Genomic DNA, 22,921 nt, shown 5'->3' with positions numbered 1-22,921 from the left:
ACGTGAAGATTATGACAACAAATGATGTGGCCAAGGTGTTTGATACTGTACTTAGTATCCCAGGCATGAATGATGTAGTGAAGATTGATTTGAAAATTTCACGAAAAAATGTATTACTATTAAACCATGTTATTGAACGTGGATTATCTGCGAAGGGAAATGATAAACCATCGATTCTTATGAGTAGTATTCAAGAAGAAAATCTTCAGGAGTTAAAACTATTTGGAGAGGAATGTTTACAAAAAGCGGGGCTGATTGAACTCAGTGAAAAACTAAGTGTACTTGGAGATACAATAAAGTAGCGACAGTTAGAAATCAACAAATTACTTGAAGCCATTAGAAATTATTTTTCTAATGGCTTCTTTTTAATTATAAACTGCACCTTATTCTGTTTTTTAACTACGATTGATTGTTATTGAAAAATCTTGGCTTGTTTTTGATAATAATTAATATCAGCAAGTGATTTAATTTTGTTCATAACATTGTAAATCAATTTTTTAATTACAATTTATTACTTTCTGTTACACTTGAAGTTTATTAAATGCTACAACTAAAATAGGTTTTACATAAACCTAATCTAAAGAATTGTTATTGTTTTAAATCTGACTAAATGCTTTGTTTAATTAATTGCAATATATAATGAAATCAAATGCAAAACTTAAGACTATAATTTTGGACTCAATTTGCTTATTGCTGGTACTATTGTTTGTCTATGCAGCAGTAAGTAAAATGCTTGACTTTGAGAATTTTCAAATACAATTAGCGCAATCTCCATTACTTAGTGCATTTGCCGGACTAATTTCCTGGGGAGTTATCATTTTAGAACTTTTGATTTCAGTTTTACTTGTATTTAAAAGAACCAGAATACTGGCATTATATTTTGCTTTTGGGCTGATGGTCATGTTTACAGTTTACATATACATTATTTTAAATTACAGTTCTTTTATACCTTGTTCTTGTGGAGGCATACTGGAAAAATTAAATTGGAAAGAGCATCTGGTTTTTAATATTTTCTTTGTTATTATATCCGCAGTTGCAATATTGCTTATCCCATTTAAAAATCCTGCAGAGGGAGGCTTTAGAAAAGAAAAAAAACGAAAATCTCTCTCTCTTGCAGGCTGTGCTTTGTTGGCAGTTATGCTAATGGCCGGATTATTTATCAAGTCAGAAAATATGATGCATTATGATAATTCATTTATCAGGCGCTATCCTCAGGGTACAGAAAAAAAATATGATACACAGATACAATACAATTCTTTTTATTTTTCAGGTTTCTCAAAGGGTAAAATCTATCTGGGTAATACAAGTAGTCCATTGCTGGTAACAGAATGGGATTCTTTACTCAGACGTAATGCGAAACATAAAATCACAGTGAATAGTGACCTTTTGTCTACCGCTGTACGCTTAAAAATTATTGACTCTTCTTTTTATTTGATTGATGGAAATGTTGCTTCAATATTTAAAGGCAGTATTTCAAATTGGAAGGCAAGATATAAATGGAATGGCTCTATTCGATTCACACAGCCTCAGGTCATTGATTCGGTTCATATATCATTTAGAACTATTGACAAACAAAGCAATCAAAGTGAATTAGGAACTTTATACTTTGGAAATCCCTCTAAAATAACTATAAAGTCTGATTTATTACAAAAGCAAGTTGATGGAATGTTTGATGTTGACGGAAGATTTTATTATGACTTTTATTCCCAGAAACATGTTTACATCTATTATTACCGTAATGAGTTTATAGTTGCAGATCAAAACTTAAATCTTGCTTTTAGAAGCAATACTATCGATACACTTAGTCCTGAAAAAGTAAAAGTTGCTTATCTAAGCAGCAGAGGCGAAAAAAAGTTTGCCGCTCCACCAGTAATTGTCAATAAATCTGCTGCTATTCATAAAAATCTGCTGTTTATAAACTCAGGAATAATTGGAAGATATGAAGATAAAAAAATGTGGAATCAGGCCTCTGTAATAGATGTATACAATTTAAATGACAGATCCTATGTATCCAGTTTTTACATCTACCATATTGAAAATAAAAAGCTAAAAGATTTTATTGTGATTAACAATCAATTGTATGCTATTATCGGGACTCATTTGGTCAGTTACGTGCTTAGCAGTGTCATTACAATACATTACAAAAAGTAATTATAATATACAGCGCAGTATCAGGGGAAGATCGAAAACCTGTGATAGAGTAGATCATTAACCATAAATTATTTAAATCATGAAAACAATTTTTTCAAAACAGGTGGTTATTCCTGCTGCCGTATTTGCCCTTGCGATAGCAGGTGCTTTTACAACTAATGCTATGGAGAAAAATAGTAGATCTACAGCATTGATTGATGGTTACGTAAGGCTAAATCCGGCCGGATTATGTAATGAGGAGCAGACTTATGAATGTGATACTGATAATTTCGGTGCAATTTGCCGAGTGTCAGCTAATCCAGCCTCACAACAGGTATATGCAAAAAATGCTAATGGTGCCTGTACGGTCGAAGTTTATAGACCGCAACAATAAAAACGGTAAATGCAGTTCCAAAAGAACTGCATTTATTTTTTAATTAACTTTAACAAATTCAGGGTTACTTTTTGCTGATAAGTAATTATCAAACCACCGCATCACATATTCTGTTAAATGTTTTTGCTGTTCTTTATCAGTTAAAACATGCTGCTGATCCGGATATAGAAGCATTACATTTTTTTTACCAAGACGGCGCAAGGCTAGATAAAATTCTATAGTCTGATAATAATGTACATGTCTGTCTGCCTCACCTGCCCATGATAAAAGCGGAGTTGTTACCCGATCTGCATAATACACCGGCGAGTTAGCCAGATAACTAAGGAAATTTTTAAAAATCGAGCCGTCCATTCGAAACTGACCAGACTCGTACTGAAAGAAATTGGGGCGGTTGAAATTCCACGAAACATAAAGGTAGCCACTTATAAGATCAGTGATTGCCGCACCCGCTACGGCAGCGGAAAAAATATTAGTTTGCGTAATTATATAATCTACTTCATACCCTCCAAATGAATGCCCAATCAAGCCTATCCTTTTAGGGTTGACCGGAACAATTTCCAATGCTTTCTTCGTTGCTGCAACAACACAATCAACAGCAGAATTTCCCGGATTGCCAAACTCATACACAATGTCTGGGAGCAAAACAAAATAGCCAGTATTTGTATAGTGACTGACATTAAAACCATTGCCACTGTAAAGCGATGGATTAATATAATCGTGTACAGTTTCTGATTGTTTCTCATACACATGAACGATCATAGGATAAAGTTTTTCAGGATTATAATTTGCAGGATAAAATAATGCAGCCTTAATATTATTTCCATTCCTATTACGGTAATGAATTACTGAGGAGGTTCCTGAATTGAAATGCTTAAAATGATAATTACTCTGATAAAGTGTCTGTGCTTTTTTTTCTTTTTTTTCTTGTAAAACAAGCCTTGGTGGTGTTTCAAAACTTTCTTCTTTGTAGATCACAGTTTCAGTGTTCAAAGCCATTACAGGATCTGAGATTTTATTTTTGCTCAATATAATTGGAAGTATGGAACTATTTTTTTTATACCACCATAATCCATTCACATTTTCAGCTTTTGATTGAAGTATAATTGATTTATTTACGTTTATTACAGCGTTTGTTACACCATCAAAATTACCTTTTAGCTTTTGCTCATTTGAAACTGGCCTTATCCTATATATTGTTTTTTCGCTCCTTCCATGTGTTAATTTTAGTGCTTTCAAATTTTCGATTGATATTTCCCATATGTCAAACCGGTCGTAGAGCAGAATTGATTGGTCATCAGGTGTCCATCCGGGATTTCCGTATGGAAGAGGACCGTCCCCGCGATCCAAATCTTCAACAGAGAAAGATTCCTGTAAAGCTGCAGTGAGATTAGTATGAATATTTTTCTCAATATTATAAATCCACCAATGATTATTTTTAAAATAGGTAACGTATTTTCCCGCTGGAGATAAGGCAATTTTATCAACTTCATAATTAAAATCTTTTAAAAAATATTGTTCCTGTCCAGTGTCAAGATTGATTGTTTTGTAATCTCTGGCAGCATGAAGATTTGACTGTGGTTCATTGGCGACAGGATTCCATGTGATTGCAAATTTTCTATTGGTGTCAAGCATCAATTTAGAGAAAACAGTATCTGTCAGTATTCTAAAATTATTTTTTTCAGGCCACCATACAACTGTCTTGGGCATTTTAACACTGCCGTCTTTTTCCTTTTCAGCAGGTTCTAAATATTTGTCATCTGCATTCCATACCTGCACGATTTTTTTTGCTGCTTTTTCGGATTTCGGATTTCGGCCTTTAATTTTAAAAAACACGCTTTTCCCATCCTCTGATATCATCATATCTGAAACAGTTTCCGACTTTATTACATATTTTTTATCAAAATCAAAAGTGGTGTCGGGCTGGAAAACAAACATTTTTTGTGTATCGGTTTTGTAGTAAACCAATTCTTTTACCTCTGCTGAAGAATCTGTATTTACATCAGTTTTTGACCTTGTGAATACTGCGGATCCGGTGTTTTGCTGCCAGACAAAACTTGTATAGTTAAAGTTGTCGCTTTCTATTATTTTTGATTCTGAGAACTTTTCTTTTATAGTTAAAATAGAAACACTGCAACCATTGGATACAGATTTGCTGTAGATCAGCTGATTTGATTTTTGATTATAAGCATATCCCTTGACATTTTCTATTTCATAAGATGCAGAACCATCTAATGGTTTAATAATTATTTTTTTTTGCTTGTCTGTACGCAGAAAAATAATCAAATATTTTTCGTCTGAAGTAAATAAGTAGTTATCTGCATTTTTTGTAATCTCAATTTTCCCTGAAGGCAGATGAAGCAGTGAAAGTTCATTTTGATCGTTTCGGCTGCAAAACCATTTTTCTTTCAGAAAGGTTCCTGTCAGAGTGCCTGAAAAGGCATAGTTTTTATTTTTCTGGGTACTTTTTACAAACAGTGTATCAGAACCTTGCTCATAAGATAAACTGTAGGTGTACCATTGTCCATTTTCTGAAATTTTTTTTGTTTCCATGGTACTCCACAATTTGTAATCAGCATCACTGATATTTTTTTTGATTAGTCCCTGTCCCGAAGCGGAACAGGTTACTAATTCAAATATGAGTACGGAAAGCACTCCGTAAACAAATCTTAAATCCTTTTTCATATTTTATACGGCATTAATATCCTAGATTCTGAGGAAGTAAATTAGGATTCAGAGTCAGTTCAGATTCAGGGACAGGGAGAAGATTGTCGGTTGAATTCCATCCATTTTTTACTCCTGTAAGTTGGGAATCCAGCTGTCCGGTTCTTTTCAAGTCAAAGAACCGGTGGGCCGATTCAGTAAATAGTTCAAATCGGCGTTCCCGGATAACCGCTTCCAATATTTCCTGCTGTGAAACTGCAGGGGTATTTCCTAATCCTGCATTCTGCCTTATTTTGTTGAGGTCTTCTTTGGCTCCTATCAGGTCTCCCTGTTGCGCCCTTGCTTCAGCACGTATGAGATACTGTTCGGCAAGCCTGAAGATTATTGAATATTCAGTTGAAGTGGCAGTTTTTAATTTGACTTTGTATTTGGCTGCGAAATACCATGTGGAAGTTCCTTTTGATACCGAGCCAATCCATTTTTGTCTTCTCTGGTCACCAATTTCAAAGGCATTGACAAAGTTTGGATTAAGTGCTACATCGGCAGGTGGTCCTGTAAGTAAAATCATTGATCCTCCCTCTGCGCTATTCTGACCTTCAACTCCCGGCTTGTACTGCCAGATGGTGACAGTGCTTCCTTTTAGGAATATTTTATTCAGATCGTTTTCCCATTTGTATGTTGCGGTATTGTTTAGGAGATAAGAAGCTGCATTGGCTGCTTCAGCCCATGCTTTGGAATAAAGATAAACCCTTGCAAGAAGTGCCATTGCTACTGCTTTATTAGCACGTGTGCGATCAGCGGACAAATAACTCTCAGGAAGAAGAGCATGCGAAGTTTGAAGATCTTCTATTATTTTCGAATATAACAGGTTTGTACTGCTACGCCCAATTGTAGTATTCTGTTTGTAATTTGTTGCTGTAACATAAGGAACATCACCATATAGATTCAATAAATAGAAATGTAAAAGAGATCTTATAAATAGGGCTTCGCCAATGAACTGATTTTTATCTGTAGTGGCAAGGGTAGCGGAAGCAGTTACTCCCTGTATTACTGAATTGGCGGCATATATTTGAGAATAAGCTGTTTTCCACCAACTTACAACTTGTGGATTAGTAGGCAGCAGTGTGTTGTTGTAAAAATTTAATGTTGTGCCTGAACTAATACCATAGAAATTCAGTTCATCTGTATAAGCACCCATTTTTGTGGTTATCGACACACTATTTCCAGTTAGCATCCCCGAATCGCGCAGGCTGGCATAAATATTTGAAACTGCTGCATTGGCGGTACCCTTATCTTCAAAGACTGCTTCTGTAGAAAGTTGTCCCGATGGGCTGTTAACCTCGACAAACGATTCACAACTGTAACCCGAAATCACTAATAAAGAGATAATTATTCTTTTAAAAAGGGTTATTTGCTTCCGTAGATATAATTTAGTTTCCATAATGTTAGTATTAGTTTAAAAAGTTAGATTAAGCCCCGTTGTAAATACTTTTAACGGCGGCAGATATCCGGCAAACTTAAATGCAGGGTCATTGCCTTTATAGGGAGTAAAAGTCAGCAGGTTCTGTCCTTCAAAAGAAAGACGGCATCGGACTCCTTTTATCCAGTCCTCAGGTAATGTGTAGGATATTGCGATGTTCTTCAAGCGTATATAAGAGGCATCGGTAATGATTCCGTCACTGTTGAAATATTTATCCGAGGCATCCAGAACCTCCCCGTCAGCACTGGTGCTAAATCTTTGAAATTCGGCATTGTCTCCGCTGTTCTGCCATCTGTTAAGAATTCTGGTTGTTTGATTACTCTTTGCTCCCGGTAAGCCAAGACTATATTCCTCACTATAATTTTTTTGCTTTGAGAACTGGAGCAGAAAATCAACCTGCCATCTTCTCCAATTAATTTGATTCTGTAATCCTCCAAAAAAATCAGGACTGAAATCTACAACAGTCTGCTTGTCTTCGGGTGATGTTATACGGCCATCGTTATTAATATCCTCAAATTGGTAAATTCCGGTCTGTGCATCTATTCCGGTATAATGGTAGGCTTTTATTATAGTAAGGGGGGCACCGATTACAAATTGGTTCTGGTAAGTCGACCCCTTTAAATTGGGAAAGGACAATAATTTATTTTTGGCAAAAGAGATATTGAAGTTCGTGATCCATTTAAAACTCTCTTTTTCAAAATTGACAGTTCTTAAAGTGAGTTCAACTCCGCTATTTTGTACTGATGCATCCAAATTAGATTGAATAGAGGGAAACCCTGTTGTTCCAGGTAATGGAATACCAACGAGCTGATTGGAGGAACGGTTTTGATACCATGCACCCGTAAAGAAAATCCTGTCCCTGAAAAAGCCAAGCTCAATGGCAGCTTCCGCTTTTTTATTAATTTCCCACGCAAAGTCTGCATTAAATAAACGAGTTGGCGCTATTCCGGTTACGCCTCCATAATTTGTACTGGCGGTAGAATACGTGTCCATGAACTGATAATCCCCAATCTGATCACTGCCCGTAGTTCCGTAACTGGCTCTTAACTTACCAAAACTAATAACAGGATTATTGGTTTTAGTTTGATTTTTATTAAAGAAAATCCATGCGCCTCCAACAGCGCCAAAATTAGCAAACTGATTTCTGGAACCAAAACGGCTTGAACCATCACGTCTTCCAGTCAGGTTTAAAATATACCTCTCGTTAAAAACAAAATTCAAACGGGCAAATACTGCCTGATATTTATAAATAGATTCATTATCTGCTATTGCTTTGAGAAGCGTTGCTGAAGATAAACTGTAAATAAGGGCATTGCTTGTAAATCCGGTTGCTTCCTGTATAAGCTGACTGCCGGATAATTTTTGAAATGTACTACCCAATAATGCCTGTGTTTTTAATTTCCCATAGGATTTCTGCCATTCGATTTGGGGTTCTATAATCCATGACTGCCTTTGGGTGTTGGTTGCAGTTATAATAGAATATTCGCTTCCGAGCTGATAGGCAGGATCAAACATAGTAGAAGGCTGGGTGCGGGTTTCGTTATGATTTGTATTGGTAAAACCCAGACTTGCTTTTGCAGTTAAACTAGGCAATATTGCATAGGACAGCATTGTATTTGCAATCAGGTCATTGGTTGCAGTTTTATATTTGCCCTCCAGATAAGACAGAGGGTTTTCCCAAGTGCTGTTCTCCCAATTAAGGTTTCCAGACTCATCGTATAAAGAAGGTGCATTTGGAGCCAGAAGAACCACAAATTGTGAGAGGTCAATTCCCGGCTGGTTATTTTTCTGTGCCGTAAATCCTGCCGTCGTGTTGATTTGAAATCTGCCATCTTCAGATTGATGATTAAGATTAAAACGCACGTTTGCTTTGTTATAGTGGTAGTCTCCCGGAAAAACGGTTGTTTCTTTATGAAAGGCAGAACTGATAAGAAATTGTGTTTTTGAAGAACCTCCGGATAATGATGCCTGAATGTCTGTATAACTTGCCATTCCTCCCAGAAGTTCTTTCTGCCAGTTGGTATATCTGCTTTGATCCCATGTGCCATTTACATCATAATCACTAGGACCATAATCAATACCGTCATTAGCAAAAGCTTCCCGGCGCATCTCCAGATATTGATCTGTCTTTAACAGATCCATAAAATTTGTAACCTTGCCTATACCTTGCCGTACATCTACTGTGTAACGAGTCAATCCTTCTTTTCCTTTTTTAGTTGTAATCAAAACAACACCATTCGCTCCACGCGAACCGTAAATAGCAGTCGCATCAGCATCTTTCAGCACTTCAATGCTTTCGATATCAGCAGGATTAATAGAATTTAACGGATCAGAAGCAGAAGGAAGCACAACGGTACTGCGACTGCTGCCGACAGTTTGTGAAGAATAAGGAACTCCGTCAATAATATACAAAGGTGCGTTTCCATCACTTCGAATGCTGTTTCTTCCACGAATTTGAATGTCAAACCCTCCACCTGCAACACCGGTTGTCTGGGTAATATTTACTCCCGCCATCCTGCCCTGCATAGCTGCAAGCACATTTGTTACGGGCTGTTTCTCTATGTCTTTTGAAGTAATTTGGGCAATACTTCCGGTACGTTCACTTTCTTTTACGGAATAATATCCAGCATTCACACGAACCTCCTGTAAAGTTGTTGTGTCATAAATCAATTGAACATCTACAGTTTTACGTCCTTTTATTGGTACGAGGGTAGTTTTAAAACCTATAAATGAAACAATTAAGGTATCGGTAGCAGAGGCGGAAAGGGTGTATTGACCACTATAGTCGGAAATGGCTGCATTATTAATTTTATTTTTTACAGCAATAGTTACCCCAGGCAAAGGATTAATGCCATCGGTTATAGTTCCCTGTATTTGATGTTGTTGAGTAAAAATAGTACTATGCCGGACTGTGTTTTTGGAATAAAGAGATGAAAAAGAAAAACAAAGCCATATAAAGAATAGGCAATAAAGACCTTTCCCATCCTTGTAAAATGAAAAATTATTCATAATATTGGATTGGTTAGTTAAACTAAGATTTGATTAGCTATGATCCTCTATACTAGTTTGCGAGACGAAGTAGAGGGTCATTTTTTATGCGGTAAGTTGAATGGTTTATGGTATCGACTACCATTTTTGTTAAATCATGGGCACTAAATTTTGGTTAGTTAAACTAATTAGAATTTTTACGAGCCTAAAAAACAATGAAGATTGGTGCTATGAATGAAAACTGAAGGATTTGCTTAAAAATAAAAAGGGCAGGTACTCAGCTTATTGCTCCTAAGGTACTGGTATACCCGTACGCGAATAAGTGAGCCCACGCCCTTTAAGGCGTGAGCATTTACACTTATCGTCCTGCGCGTACGAAAATTACCAGTTTTAAGGAGCAGGATTCAAAGCGAATGCTTCAAATATTTTCAAATGAAGTATCGCAAATTTAATAATTCTATTCAAAAGTATAGAAAAAAAATATGTAATGCAAATGCATTACGTCAAAAATATAAAAAAAAATGAAATTGCTATATGGGAAATTTAAGACCAGAGGATATAATTTTAAGGGATCAGATTAAATTAAGGCTTAAAGAGTTAAGAGAAAAAGCAAGCCAAAATAAGTCTAATCTATCGAAAGATGTTGAGATAGATAGACAAAATTTTCAGGCATGGGAAAAACTGGAGATTGGAAGAGGAATGAGCATTTATTCTATCGGCAGAGTTTGTAAAGCTTTAGGAATTACACTTAAAGATTTTTTTGATAGTGGTATATTTGACAATACATAAAAAAAGATGCTTAGGCATCTTTTTTTATTTAATTGAAATTATAAAAACACGTATTTATACGCGGTCTCTCTATTTATTAAAAAACTAATTTGCCATATCAAGTGACAATTATGGAAAACCGTAAAAGAAAATGAAAGGGGTTCTTTAAGTTTGGCATTAAAAGCTTAAAAATGGCATAAAGCCATCTTAAAATGTACGGTAGTACGCCATTATATGGCATGAATAAACAAGTTACCTGCAAGCGTATCGCAGAATAGGGAAAAAAATAATTAACAAAACATTTATATAATTATGACTAACGAAGAAAAAATTATAAGACACGATACTTTGGAAATATTAAGACAGAGAATAGGTGGAAGTTTCGGCTCTGCAGACGGTATTTTTGCAGGACATCCAAGTGATGAAGAAAGAGCAAAAGAATTTCGAAAACTTGCTTTCGACAAAGGAATTACACTTATTGAAATTAGAGAAATTACTTTAGGATATTTATACAAAAAAAACTATGTAGCGGAACATATAAAAGAACAAATTGATAAAGTGACAATATATTTCGCTAAAAAAATCTCGTAATGATTAAAACAACTAAAAATTCAAGTGGAGTTATGGGTATAACTTCATTATCAAGAAATTTGAATTCTGAAATAGGTTCATATCAAGAGCATTATATTAATGAAAACTTTGGTTATACAGTTAGACTTACTAATGGAGCAATTAATATGTCAAGTGAAATAGCGGAAGATTATGAAAATCAACGCAATAGTATAACTAATGATAGAATTGAAAAAGTTGCAAATACATTCAGAAAGATATAAGGTTGAACATAAAACGCCTGCAGGTAACACACGCTACAAGCAATTTGGGGATTTGGCTTAATGGGAAAATTAGTTTGTATTTGGAAGATTTGGTAAATCCGAAAGTTAACGCTGATTTAATCCCAAACTGCTTGTAGCGCGAGAACGTTACCAGCTATTTAAAAAAATTACACAACCTATAAAAATTATAATGAAAAAAAAATTACTCCTTCTATGCGTTTTATGTTGTTATTCGTTGAGCTATGGACAGAAAAAAACTGTCGAACAACAAGCTAAAGAATATGTCCAATGGTTTTCTAAATTATCAACATCAGAAAAAAATATAGCTTCCAAAAATCTAGTAACCAAATTAAATTCACTAGATGCTCCTTCAAAAGGAATTTGGCTTGCTGCTTTTGATGCTGCAGAACCAAAAAAAAATGAACCCCTTAAACCTAAACCATATACACAAATTGAAATTGAAACCAAACTCATTGATGAGGTAAAATCCAAAATCAAAGAAAATGGATACTTTAAATATTACGAAATCAAGAACATAGCCATAACTAAGGCTTTAAGTAATAAAGATATTGCCGACTATCACAATGAAAATATTCAACAAAAACTAGATTCCATAACAATATTGATAAAACAATTAAAAGAAGATAGAGAGGTATTAAAAGCAAAGATTCCTGAAGGATATGAACCTAAAAATGATTCTATTTATGACTACTACTTTGCCTTAGAAAAAAACACTTATGATATTACGCAATATACCCATTACTTACTCGATAACAAAGATTCATTCTACAAAGGTAAAACTCTCAATGTGAATAATGCTGAGGTCAACTGGGATGACACGACACCAAAGAGATACGCTATTGAGGTTAAACTACAGGAAATGAATGGAATTGATGATACAAAACCCAAAACATCTTATTTTTTTGGCGAATATTGTCCGTTGGGAACTGAAAGTTATAACCCAAATAACCAGTGGGTTTGGACTAAATTAGTTGAAGAAAAAAGAGACCTTGATTATATGCTGTTTGAAACATATGGAATGAAATAAATCAACAGCTGGTAACAGCCGTTGCGTGATTGGGGTTTTAGGCTGAATTTAAAGATGGTTTGTACTTGGGAAATTTGTGTTTAATAGAAAATCTCGCTTTTTTATTCCTCAACCACGCAAAGCGCCAAGACGTTGGCAGATATTTTGGGAAAACCGACAAGAATCGAAAATAAAATAAAATAAAAATATGGGAGAATGGTCAAAAACTGTTGGAGAAAAAGGAGAAGAAATTGTCAACTATTTTTTCAACGAAATTTTAGGTTACAAAACAATTTTAAGTAACGAAAGTATAGTTTGTAATAAAGGTTTAAAACATAAATCAAACTCTTCCAAATCAAATAAAACTACTCACGGAATTGACGCATTAATTAGTGCGAAAAGTCCATTAGAAGATAATTTATTAGACATCGGAATTATTTCTTCAAAATTTACTTCATCAATTTATCCAAATTCTCCGAAAACTTTATTTAAAGAGTATCTCGCTGATTTAGCATTTACAATTGAGTGTTTTAAAAACTCAAAGTTATATTCAGATATAAATCAGAAATTTTCAAATGTCAACAGAACAGATATTACGGGAATTTTAGTTTGGGCATCAAATAAAAGTTCTCAAAAAGAAGAAATTATTTCAAAAGTTTCAAATATAATTTTAGATAATGATTTAATATTTGATAAAATTATAATTGTTGATAACGATAGAATCAACTTTTTTGTTGAAACTGTTCAAAATGCCAAAAAAGAATTTGGAGCTGAAAACGTAAAGTTTGTATATCATAATTCAAACCTAAATACAATCGGTTTACAATCTGTTAGTTATGGTGATTTTCTACCAACCAATTACTTGTTTTCAAATATTATTCCTATCAGAGTTATAAATAAAAATGAGATTGAGTTTATAATATTTTCAAAAGAAAACTTCTCAAAAGAAAATTTTTCAAAACTTTTGGCTTTCGCCAAAAGTTTTGATTTATTGCACTCTGTAAATAATATTATTTTATCATTCTCTGATTTTAATGATTTGACAGATGAACCAATTATTTTATCTGAATTACTAAATTTTGACCATTATCAATACGGAAAAAATCTATTTGTAAAAACACATTTATCTGATTTCAGAAATACAAAAAAATCATAGTCGATGAATCAAGAAATTTTACCTCAAGGCGATAGAATTAGACAATTGCTAACAAAATCGAATATTACTAATGCGAATATTAATAACTTGTTACGAGAAAAAGGAGTTTTTTTAGGACAAAATGAAAAAAACAATTCAGTTCCGATTTTAATGAAAACTATTGTAAGTCCTGAAGAATTTATTGAGTTATATCAAACTCAAAAAAGCAAAGAAGACACAATAAAGTTCAGAACAGCGACTATAAAATGTAATAAAGAAATAGACTTAAGTGAAATATTTTCAGAAAATATGAACTTAAATCAGAAAATAATTGATGCTCACAAATATCAGCCAACATTCAAATTAATAGGTTCTCCTAATCCATATTTCGAAAATGATAAAGTTATTTTTGAATATAAACTTGAAAAAGACAACGTTTTAGAAGATTGGACAAATAATAAAACTTATCACACAGGAGAAATTATTATTACAAAATCTTCAGACGGAAATTTGGAATTATCAATTGAACAAAACTCTACCTCTAAAGAAACATTATTTACAAATGATTTATTTATCAGAGAAGTAAAAAAAATACTTTCAAACCAAAATTTAATTAGTAATAATGAAGATTTTATTAGAATTAAATTCAACGATTTTATAAATGAATCTCGAATTCAATTTTTATATTCTTTCACAAAAAATTTCTGTATTTATCTTGATTTCCTTTCAATTACAGATATCGATTTAATTTTAGATGAAAATGAAGAATCTCATCAAGATATTAAAATCTTTTTGGACGAAATAGATTCTCTAAAACTAAATGGTAAAGGGTTGCAAAATCATTTATTGTTGAAGAATAATAAATATCATCATAAATTAATTTTTGCTTCAATTTCACTAAAATATAGCTTCAATATTGATGGAGTAAAAGGATTTTGCACAATAGTTATATCATTTCCTGACTATTCAAGTAAAAAAGATATAAATTCAGAGTTACAGATTTCAATAAATTTTAATGTAAATAGAGAACATAAAAAAGATGCAACTGAAACTCATTTAAGAAAAAAACTATATCCTTTTGTTGAAAAAAATAAGATGAAAAGCTATAAGGAATACAAAACTGAATAAAAAAAAATCTGCCAACACACGTTAGCGGTCATGCTAAAGACAACCGTGCTGACAAAAACGGGGATGCTGAAAACCGACCAGAGTAAGCATAAAAAAACAACTATTATTATGGCTGACAATTGGGACAGATTTCCAAGTAACATCGGTGAAATGTTAGGACCGATAGAAAAGAAATCATTTGTTTTTAATTACAAAAAATTTGAAGTTTGGCAAGGTGGTACCTGTATTTTTGCTGGCAATTCAAACGGACAGATTATTGCGCAAGTTATAAATGAACAATTAAATGTAACCGTTGACGATGCATCGATTAATAATCACATTAAAAGTCAATTTTCTTTTGGGGAAATCTCAACAAATAACGACCGCATTATGTGGAGTAAGGATATTTTTAACTCTTCGGATAAAGTCGAGAGAAATAATCCAGATATATCCTCTCTTTTTTATAAACAAGGAGTTTTGTGTAAAGTTACTTTCACTATCCACGACCCAAATACTCTTGTAGAATTCTATTCATAAACAAAAATAAATACAATGGGGCTATTCGACTTTTTTAAATCAGAAAATAATAAACCATCTGTTGATTTAATGGACTTTAAATTTATATCAGACGACCATACAAGAAATGAAAATGGACGACCAACAAACGCTAACAATAAAGGAGCTTTGAGGGGAATTAGAGTAAAAACATCTGATAATAAATTTTTTTACGTGACAATGTATAATATGAATGAAAACCATCCAGTATGGGGAGATAACATTCAAATGGCGGAAAAACGAATGAAATTAGTTGAAGATAATAATAACAAAATCATTCTATTAGGTTTTGGTACTGATGCTATGGGATCTTCTTTTGCTGACTATGGCTTAACACTTCATAAATCCAATGGTACTATTAATAAAGTGACATTACACATGCACGACAGAAATGTTGACATTGAATATTTAAAGTCAGAAGAAAAATCATTGAAGCAAGCTACTTCAACGAATAATAGTGGCATTGAAGAAATTCAAACTTTTCTAAACAAATTTCAGACACTCCCTATCAATATAAAAGGAGAATTAGCTCAAAAGACAGATAAACTAAACAACATTGGAGTTGATTATTACGAAAATAATGATATTGAGAACGCCATCATACATTACAATAAAGCTCTTGAAATATACCCAATAAATGATGATGCTTTAAAAAACCTCGTAATCTGTTATAGAGAAACTAACAATTTTATTAAGATGATAGAAGCACAATCTAAACTGGACTATCTGAAACATTTAGGAATATAACGAAATGTAAAGAAGAACGAACCACTAACGCACATTACAAGCAATTTGGGTATTTGGCTTAATTTAGAGTTGGCCTTGTACCATATAATTTGTGCTATTCGAAGATTAGGCATACTTAATCCCAAACTGCTTTTAGCGCGAGAAAGTTAGCGTTGACCAGTACACTGCTTAAGAAATCAAAAAACCTGTATTTAATTCTAAAGCGATGTAATACAGGAAATTTTAAAACTATAAAAGAAGACTACATAATTATAATGGAAATATTTACACTTAAAGAATATCTAAATCCAAAATTGAAAAAAATTTGGCTTTAAGAATATAAGACGACCATACAGATTTTGAAACGGAAATTATATGACAGTTGCTACTGTTGACAGAGAAAATTGGTCAGGACCCGACAACCAAATAATAGACAAAGAAACAATCATAAAAACACTAACTGACTATTTAAATTTTTTACTGAAAAAGATTAATATAGCCAAAATTGGCTAATAAAGAGCAGTTTACAAAAGTTGAAAACCTTATCGGTAACGATTTAGTAATGGTGCACACTGCGCTTACTTTCATTGAATTACCTTGTAAATCATCTTTGCAAATTTAATAAATAAAAGGGTAAAGTCTATAAGGCTTTACCCTTTTTGCACACAATATTCAAAAAAATCTTTCCCAATATGGGGGAACCTGTGGTGTTGGTTTCAATATTATTTCCAAATTTTGGCATACCAAGAACTAGATGAGTTCTGAATAAAATTCTGTAAACTTTAAAAACATCTATGCTATGGAAATTATATTGAGTAAAATATTATCAGAAATTCGGCATAAGGAGGACAAAATTTCTTCTCAAATGATAAGGTCATCTGATGAAGCATATCAAATGACTTTGTTTCTAAATGAAATGTTGTGTGCTATTAAAACTGAAGTATTGCAAGTTGGATTTTTAAATGAAGATCAAGAGGTTGATTTCTTTAAGAATGTTAAACCGCAAATCCTTGGAAAACTTATTTATTACAATAAAGTATTTCGGATAGAAACTACCTGTCCCGTGAGTAATGGTAAAATACATCAAAGTTATTATGAAAATGTTTTAAAAAATCTCAAGTTAGAATATAAAGAAAGTATTTGCAATGAAGATTTCTACAGATATTACCGTGCTGGCAGAACCGACCGTGATCACACTTATTTCAGGCTCGGAAAGATTAACTATCACGATGGATTAAAGAGTGGCGTATTTGAAATTGACCTTAGCTTCTCCACATATTACGACAACAAAATAGCACATATTATTGCCAATGAACTACTTTATACTTACACTCTTACTAAAATAAATCCTGAAGAAAATCCCGATACAATATTACAAAATTTAGATACAAACAAGGATATTTCGTGGACCAATTCTCAAAATGCACTTATCGAACTGATATATGCTCTGTATGCTTCAAATTCCATTGCATACGGAAAAATAGGCATCCGAAAATTAGCTTTGATTTTTCAAGTGCTATTCCGAACTCCCTTAAATGATATTCATCATTCTTTCCACCGAATGAAAACAAGAGCAGGTTCAAGAACTGCATTTTTAGACCAACTCAAAATATCCCTCGAAGAATATATGGATAAAGACCTTTAGCTATATCAAAAATAACCGTTTGAAAGCAGTACCAAAACGTACTGCTTTTTTCTTTGCCCATATCTGCCAATTGGCAAATGCTCTCAAAACTTCATTACAAAATATCCAAAATCCCATAAAAACCTTGTTAAACAAGGGTTTTCCCTAATTGTAAAAATTTTAAAAAAACAGACAAACCAATTGGCAAGGCTTGGCAGACAAACACTGCCACCTTTCACAATTTTGCATAGTGAACTTTAAAAAGCTATGCAATGAAAATAATAACCATCGAAGAAGACGTGTGGATACAGCTAAATAGCCGTATCAATGCCATTGCCGACTATTTGAAAAGACAGGAAGATAAAAGCTATGATGACCTGTGGCTCAATAACCACGAGGTATGCCAATACCTGCATATCAGCGAAAAAACCTTATGGCGTATGAGAACCAAAGGCGAGATTAGTTATTCAAAAATCTACGGTCAATATTTCTACACCATGGGATCCATAAAAGATATGCTTAATGCCAACGCCATACAGAGTAGTGAGGAATTTGTACAGGAGCTTATGGCAAAAGGTAAAAGCTATATAGAAAAAGGCAGAAAGCTAAAGACAGATAAAAAATAGGTATGAACCCTTAAAAATATCATTATGAATATTGACAGAATGGAATTTTTGGCGTGGATGGAACGCTTAATGGGACGTCTTGATATGCTGGGCGATAATATAGATGATTTACAGAAGAAACGTAATAGCATAGATGGCGAGGAACTGCTCGATAACCAGGATTTACTTCAGATGCTGAAAATCAGCAACCGTTCCCTGCAACGGTATCGCTCCATCGGCAAACTGCCCTATTATACTATTAGTGGAAAGCTTTATTACAAATTGTCTGATGTTCATCAATTCATCAGAGATAGCTTTAACCCACCCACAATTAAGATGAACGTCAATAAGTGACAAACACTGCCTTTGAGTGCCAAGTAATGCAATTCAGTGAAGGCTTCCTTTACATTCGGCATTGAATTTTAAAATTTTCAGACTATGAGTGAAGAAACAACAAATAAGCAGGAAATGCCCGAACAGTTATCGGACATATTGCTGGTGCTGGATAAAGAAAAAATGAAAATCCAAGCCGTAAAGAGTATAGACGAAAACGGGAAAATGGAAACTGTTGATCCCACGAAGAAAAACCAAAACCAGTTTATGCGTGTGGACAAAAGTGGTGATTTCTTTTCGAACTTCTTCTCCAATTTTTTCAGCCAGCTAAAGAACCCTACCAATTTTTCATTCTTTAAAGTGCCTGCACCTGTCGCTGTTGAAAAAGCACAGGAAATGCAAAAGCAGGTTGACAAGCCAACTCCTGAAGGCGAAAAAATAATGAAAGATCACGAAGTAAAAATAGAACAGCAATCGGATAAAAAACAAGTAAATCAAAATAATATGGCAACAACAGAAACAACACAGCAAGCAAGCGAATACCGCTACAAACCGGAGCAGATTGATTGGGATACTATGACCAATCTCGGATTAAGCAAGGAATACCTTGAAAAGAGAAACCTACTTGAACCTTTATTGAAAGGTTACAAAACGAATGAACTCTTACCGATTGGTGTCAACCTCGGTGGTACAATTCTTCGTACAGATGCCCGCTTGTCTTTACAGCAAGCCGAAGACGGAAAAGTTGTGGTAGGAATACACGGCATCAAAAAAGAACCCAATTTGCATTTTGAATTTTTCGGGCACAAGTTTACGGATGAAGACAAAAAGAACCTGCTCGAAACTGGTAATATGGGGCGTGTGGTAGATTTGAAAAATTCCAAAACTGGCGAACTGATGCCTTCCATTATCAGTATAGACAGACTAACGAATGATGTAATTGCATTGAGGACGGATTTTATAAAAGTTCCAGATGAAATTAAAGGCGTGAAATTGGACGATGCCCAGAAACAAACCTTAATGGAGGGTAAACCGCTAAAGTTAGAGGGTATGATTTCTACCAAAGGAACAGAATTTTCGGCAACAGTACAATTCAATGCAGACAAGCGATATGTGGAGTTTCTGTTTGACCGCAACAATTCTAACAGGCAAACCCAAAGCAATGGACAAACTCAAAACAATCAGCAAAACCAATCTCAGGAAGCTCCAAAAACATTCAGAGGTAAAGAATTGACCGATGATCAACATAAGGATTTTAAAGCCGGTCAAACCATCTACATTGATGGATTGAAAGATAAAAAAGGGCAACCATATCAAGGTTATATCACTTTCAATAAAGAAAATGGAAAAACCAATTTTGAATTTCCAAATCAATACAAGGAAAGAGTAAAACCAACCGAAGCCCATAAAACGCAAACTGCTGTCAATTCGGAGGGCAAGACCAATGAAGCGACCAAAAATATCAAAGAGCCTTTGAAGTCTGGTCAACAAACACCGAAAAACAAACAACAGCAGGAACAACAGGAAAAGCCCAAAGCTCCAGCAAAAACCAGAGGCAAAAAAATATCTTAAAGTATGAAAACAATCATTGCAGAAAAACCAAGCGTAGCAAGGGAAATAGCCGGACTTTTGGGAGCATCTGATAAAAAGGAGGGCTACCTTACAGGCAACGGCTATTTTGTTACCTGGGCATTCGGACATTTAATAGGGTTGGGAATGCCCGAAGATTATGGAATTTCGGGATTTGATAAAACAGCGTTACCAATTTTACCCAATTCTTTTTTATTAACTGTTCGCAAAGTAAAAAAAGATAAAGGCTATACAGCCGATACAGGAGCGTTAAAGCAACTAAAAATTATTGAACAGCTTTTCAATAAAAGCGAGAGCATTATTGTGGCTACCGATGCAGGCCGTGAAGGCGAATTGATATTTCGTTACATCTACGAATACCTGAAATGCAACAAACCGTTTGAACGGCTTTGGATAAGTTCGTTGACCGAAAAAGCCATCAAGCAAGGATTTGAAAACCTAAAACAAGGAAAAGAATTTGACGGATTATACCAAGCAGCACAAGGCAGAAGCCGAGCTGATTGGTTGGTAGGCATTAATGCAACACAAGCATTGAGCATTGCCGCAGGAAATGGTATCTATTCCCTCGGAAGAGTGCAAACGCCTACCTTGGCTTTGATATGCAAACGTTATTTGGAAAACAAGAATTTCAAGGTTAAGAATTATTGGCAGATACAGCTATCGCATAATAAAGAGTTGATAGATTTTAAAAGTATTTCCAAAACAAAATGGGAAGACCAAAAACTTGCCGTTGATACGCTGAAAGCCATTCAACGAAACGAAACTACAACAATTACATCAGTAGAAACCAAAAGCGTTACGGAACAACTGCCTTTGCTATTCGATCTTACCGGATTGCAGAAAGAAGCCAATAAAAAACTGAATTTGTCTGCTGACGAAACCCTAAATATTGCTCAAAGCCTCTATGAAAAGAAGTTTATCACTTATCCACGTACCGGAAGCAAATATATTCCTGAGGATATGTGGGCAGAAATCCCCAATCTTGTAAGGGCTTTACAGGACAGAGAAAGCTGCAAACAAGCGATTACAAAAATGAAATGGGGTCGCTTCAATAAACGTATTGTGAACGATTTGCGTGTTACCGATCACCACGGTTTGTTGATTACAGATAAAATTCCTTCAGCACTGAATGCAAAGGAAAATTCCGTTTATGATATGATTGCCTTTCGATTGCTCGAAGCCCTTTCACAAGCCTGCATCAAGGAGATAACCGATGTTGCTTTACAGTCATTGCATTATGATTTTACCGCAAAAGGCTGTAAGATAATTGAACCTGGTTGGCGTTCCATCAAAGGGAATTTCTCCGATGATGATATTGAGCCTGTACAGGATTTACCTGAACTAAATAAGGGCGATGAACTCAAAATAAAAGAAGCTTCCGTTCTCGAAAAGAAAACCAAACCACCTGTACTTTATACCGAAGCAGGACTTTTATCAGCTATGGAAAGTGCTGGAAGAGAAATAGAAAATGAAGAAGAACGGAAAGCGTTGCAAAACATCGGTATCGGCACTCCCGCTACAAGGGCCTCCATCATCGAAACCCTGTTTACTCGAAATTATATCCAACGAGATAAGAAATCTTTAATACCAACTGAGAAAGGATTACAGGTTTACGAATTAGTCAAAAATCGCAAAATTGCAGACGTGGCAATGACAGCCGAATGGGAACTCACATTGCAGAAAATCGAAAACAACGAAGCAGATGCAAGGGTGTTTCAAAAGGAAATGGAAAATTACGCCTCATCTATTACCAATGAGCTGTTGCAGACTTCCATTGCCCAAAACAACTTGCCAAAACTCATTTGCCCGAAATGCAAAAGCCAGCAACTCATTATCCGTGATAAAATCGTGAAGTGTACTGATGAGGCTTGTAATTGGGTTCAGTTCCGTAATGTGTGTGGTATACAAATCGGCATAACCGATATTGAAAATCTTGTCAATAAAAAGAAAACTTCACTTATCAAAGGAATGAAAAGCAAAGCAGGAAAAAAATTCGATGCTTATATCGTGTTGAATGAAAATGCCGAAAGTTCCTTTGAGTTTGATAAAAATAAAAGCTACAAAAAGTGATGGAAAATAAACTTATCATTACCAGCAAGGAAATAGAAAACCAAATCTATACTGTAAGAGGGCAACAAGTGATGCTCGACAGCGACCTTGCAAGGATTTATCAGGTAGAGACCAAAGTCTTCAATCAGGCAGTAAAACGTAACGCAGGTCGTTTCCCTGAAAACTTTCGTTTCCAATTGGCACAGGAGGAATTTGATGCCATCAACTTGAGGTCACAATTTGTGACCTCAAGTTTGAATTATGGTGGCAGGCGTTATCTGCCCTACGTTTTCACTGAACAAGGTATTGCAATGCTGGCTTCGGTACTCCGCTCAACGGTAGCTATAAAGGTCAGCATTGAGATTATGAATGCTTTTGTTGAAATGCGAAGAATGCTAATGAGCAATGCTTCGCTTTTTCATCGTCTGGATAAAATTGAACTGAAACAATTAGAAGCTGACCAAAAATTTGAAGAGATTTTTAAGGCTTTGGAAAGCGATAAACTCCACAGCGAAAAAGGGATTTTCTATGATGGACAGATTTTCGATGCTTATAGCTTTGTTTCTGATATTATACGAAGTGCCAAAAGTTCTATTATCTTGCTGGATAATTATGTGGACGATACGGTGTTGACTTTATTAGGTAAACGGAATAATAATGTAACGGCAACAGTATATACCAAAAACATCAGCAATCACCTACGGCTGGATGTACAACGGTACAACAGCCAATATCCTCAGATTGAAGTTAAATTATTTGCAGATGCCCACGACCGGTTTTTGATTATTGACAGTACGGAACTTTATCATATTGGGGCATCACTCAAAGACCTGGGCAAGAAATGGTTTGCCTTTTCGAGAATGGATATTGAGGTTGGTAGGATGTTACAAATTTTGAATGATCAATAACCCCTCCA

General features: G+C 34.6%; 20 protein-coding genes. 17 read left to right on the top strand and 3 right to left on the bottom strand.

The window, feature by feature from the left end; translation table 11 throughout:
- Positions 1-11 precede the first annotated feature (11 nt).
- From IW18_RS02885 to IW18_RS02875, 3 genes are all read left to right on the top strand, one after another.
- Complete coding sequence (locus IW18_RS02885) at positions 12-302, top strand: hypothetical protein (protein WP_052480061.1); 291 nt, start codon at positions 12-14, stop codon at positions 300-302.
- 337 nt (positions 303-639) lie between these two features.
- Positions 640-2,151, top strand: coding sequence for a MauE/DoxX family redox-associated membrane protein (locus tag IW18_RS02880; protein ID WP_041516072.1), 1,512 nt, complete (start codon positions 640-642; stop codon positions 2,149-2,151).
- A gap of 79 nt (positions 2,152-2,230) precedes the next feature.
- Positions 2,231-2,524 (top strand): DUF6520 family protein, encoded by a 294-nt coding sequence (locus tag IW18_RS02875; protein ID WP_041516071.1) that lies wholly within the window; start codon positions 2,231-2,233, stop codon positions 2,522-2,524.
- Positions 2,525-2,563: 39 nt separating this feature from the next.
- On the opposite strand, the gene IW18_RS02870 is transcribed toward IW18_RS02875, so the two are convergent.
- Genes IW18_RS02870 through IW18_RS02860 form a run of 3 tightly spaced genes read right to left on the bottom strand, consistent with a single transcriptional unit; the run spans position 2,564 to position 9,674 of the window.
- A complete protein-coding gene (locus IW18_RS02870; RefSeq protein WP_041516070.1) occupies positions 2,564-5,206 on the bottom strand; it encodes an alpha/beta hydrolase family protein in 2,643 nt (880 codons plus the stop codon).
- 13 nt (positions 5,207-5,219) lie between these two features.
- Positions 5,220-6,626, bottom strand: a complete 1,407-nt coding sequence (locus IW18_RS02865) for a RagB/SusD family nutrient uptake outer membrane protein (RefSeq protein WP_041516069.1) — start codon at positions 6,624-6,626, stop codon at positions 5,220-5,222.
- 15 nt (positions 6,627-6,641) lie between these two features.
- Complete coding sequence (locus IW18_RS02860) at positions 6,642-9,674, bottom strand: SusC/RagA family TonB-linked outer membrane protein (protein WP_041516068.1); 3,033 nt, start codon at positions 9,672-9,674, stop codon at positions 6,642-6,644.
- Positions 9,675-10,187: 513 nt separating this feature from the next.
- On the opposite strand from IW18_RS02860, the gene IW18_RS02855 reads away from it, so the two are divergent.
- The 14 genes from IW18_RS02855 (at position 10,188) to IW18_RS02790 (ending at position 22,913) form a co-directional block, all read left to right on the top strand.
- Entirely contained in the window at positions 10,188-10,442 is a 255-nt protein-coding gene (locus tag IW18_RS02855) for a helix-turn-helix domain-containing protein (RefSeq protein ID WP_041516067.1), read from the top strand.
- Positions 10,443-10,733: 291 nt separating this feature from the next.
- Positions 10,734-11,012: a hypothetical protein gene (locus IW18_RS02850; RefSeq protein WP_041516066.1), complete on the top strand. Its 279-nt coding sequence runs from the start codon at positions 10,734-10,736 to the stop codon at positions 11,010-11,012.
- Complete coding sequence (locus IW18_RS02845; RefSeq protein WP_041516065.1) at positions 11,012-11,254, top strand: hypothetical protein; 243 nt, start codon at positions 11,012-11,014, stop codon at positions 11,252-11,254. Before IW18_RS02850 ends, IW18_RS02845 begins: the two co-directional genes overlap by 1 nt.
- Before the next feature lie 190 nt (positions 11,255-11,444).
- Positions 11,445-12,302, top strand: coding sequence for a hypothetical protein (locus tag IW18_RS02840; protein WP_123902528.1), 858 nt, complete (start codon positions 11,445-11,447; stop codon positions 12,300-12,302).
- Positions 12,303-12,489: 187 nt separating this feature from the next.
- Positions 12,490-13,437, top strand: a complete 948-nt coding sequence (gene gapS4a / locus IW18_RS02835; protein ID WP_041516063.1) for a GapS4a family protein — start codon at positions 12,490-12,492, stop codon at positions 13,435-13,437.
- A 3-nt stretch (positions 13,438-13,440) separates the two neighbouring features.
- A complete protein-coding gene (gene gapS4b, locus IW18_RS02830) occupies positions 13,441-14,544 on the top strand; it encodes a GapS4b family protein (protein ID WP_041516062.1) in 1,104 nt (367 codons plus the stop codon).
- Positions 14,545-14,652: 108 nt separating this feature from the next.
- Positions 14,653-15,060, top strand: coding sequence for a hypothetical protein (locus tag IW18_RS02825; RefSeq protein WP_123902531.1), 408 nt, complete (start codon positions 14,653-14,655; stop codon positions 15,058-15,060).
- Positions 15,061-15,075: 15 nt separating this feature from the next.
- Positions 15,076-15,825 carry a tetratricopeptide repeat protein gene (locus IW18_RS22590; RefSeq protein WP_052480060.1) on the top strand — a complete coding sequence of 250 codons (750 nt, stop codon included), beginning with the start codon at positions 15,076-15,078 and terminating at the stop codon, positions 15,823-15,825.
- A 778-nt stretch (positions 15,826-16,603) separates the two neighbouring features.
- Positions 16,604-17,449, top strand: coding sequence for an RteC domain-containing protein (locus IW18_RS02815; protein ID WP_034871388.1), 846 nt, complete (start codon positions 16,604-16,606; stop codon positions 17,447-17,449).
- A 251-nt stretch (positions 17,450-17,700) separates the two neighbouring features.
- On the top strand, positions 17,701-18,054 hold the full coding sequence (locus IW18_RS02810; protein WP_034871389.1) for a helix-turn-helix domain-containing protein: 354 nt from the start codon (positions 17,701-17,703) through the stop codon (positions 18,052-18,054).
- Between the two features lie 24 nt (positions 18,055-18,078).
- On the top strand, positions 18,079-18,387 hold the full coding sequence (locus IW18_RS02805) for a helix-turn-helix domain-containing protein (protein ID WP_034871390.1): 309 nt from the start codon (positions 18,079-18,081) through the stop codon (positions 18,385-18,387).
- Between the two features lie 84 nt (positions 18,388-18,471).
- Complete coding sequence (locus IW18_RS02800) at positions 18,472-19,938, top strand: DUF3945 domain-containing protein (protein ID WP_041516060.1); 1,467 nt, start codon at positions 18,472-18,474, stop codon at positions 19,936-19,938.
- A gap of 3 nt (positions 19,939-19,941) precedes the next feature.
- Complete coding sequence (locus IW18_RS02795; RefSeq protein ID WP_041516059.1) at positions 19,942-22,026, top strand: type IA DNA topoisomerase; 2,085 nt, start codon at positions 19,942-19,944, stop codon at positions 22,024-22,026.
- Positions 22,026-22,913, top strand: a complete 888-nt coding sequence (locus IW18_RS02790; RefSeq protein ID WP_041516058.1) for an ORF6N domain-containing protein — start codon at positions 22,026-22,028, stop codon at positions 22,911-22,913. The genes IW18_RS02795 and IW18_RS02790 overlap by 1 nt, the downstream gene beginning before the upstream one ends.
- Positions 22,914-22,921 lie beyond the last annotated feature (8 nt).

The sequence above is a fragment of the Flavobacterium hibernum genome (assembly GCF_000832125.1).
In the GTDB taxonomy this organism is placed as follows: Bacteria; Bacteroidota; Bacteroidia; order Flavobacteriales; family Flavobacteriaceae; genus Flavobacterium; species Flavobacterium hibernum.
Note: the sequence above shows the minus strand (reverse complement) of the source record. Positions and strands in the feature narration are given on the sequence as shown.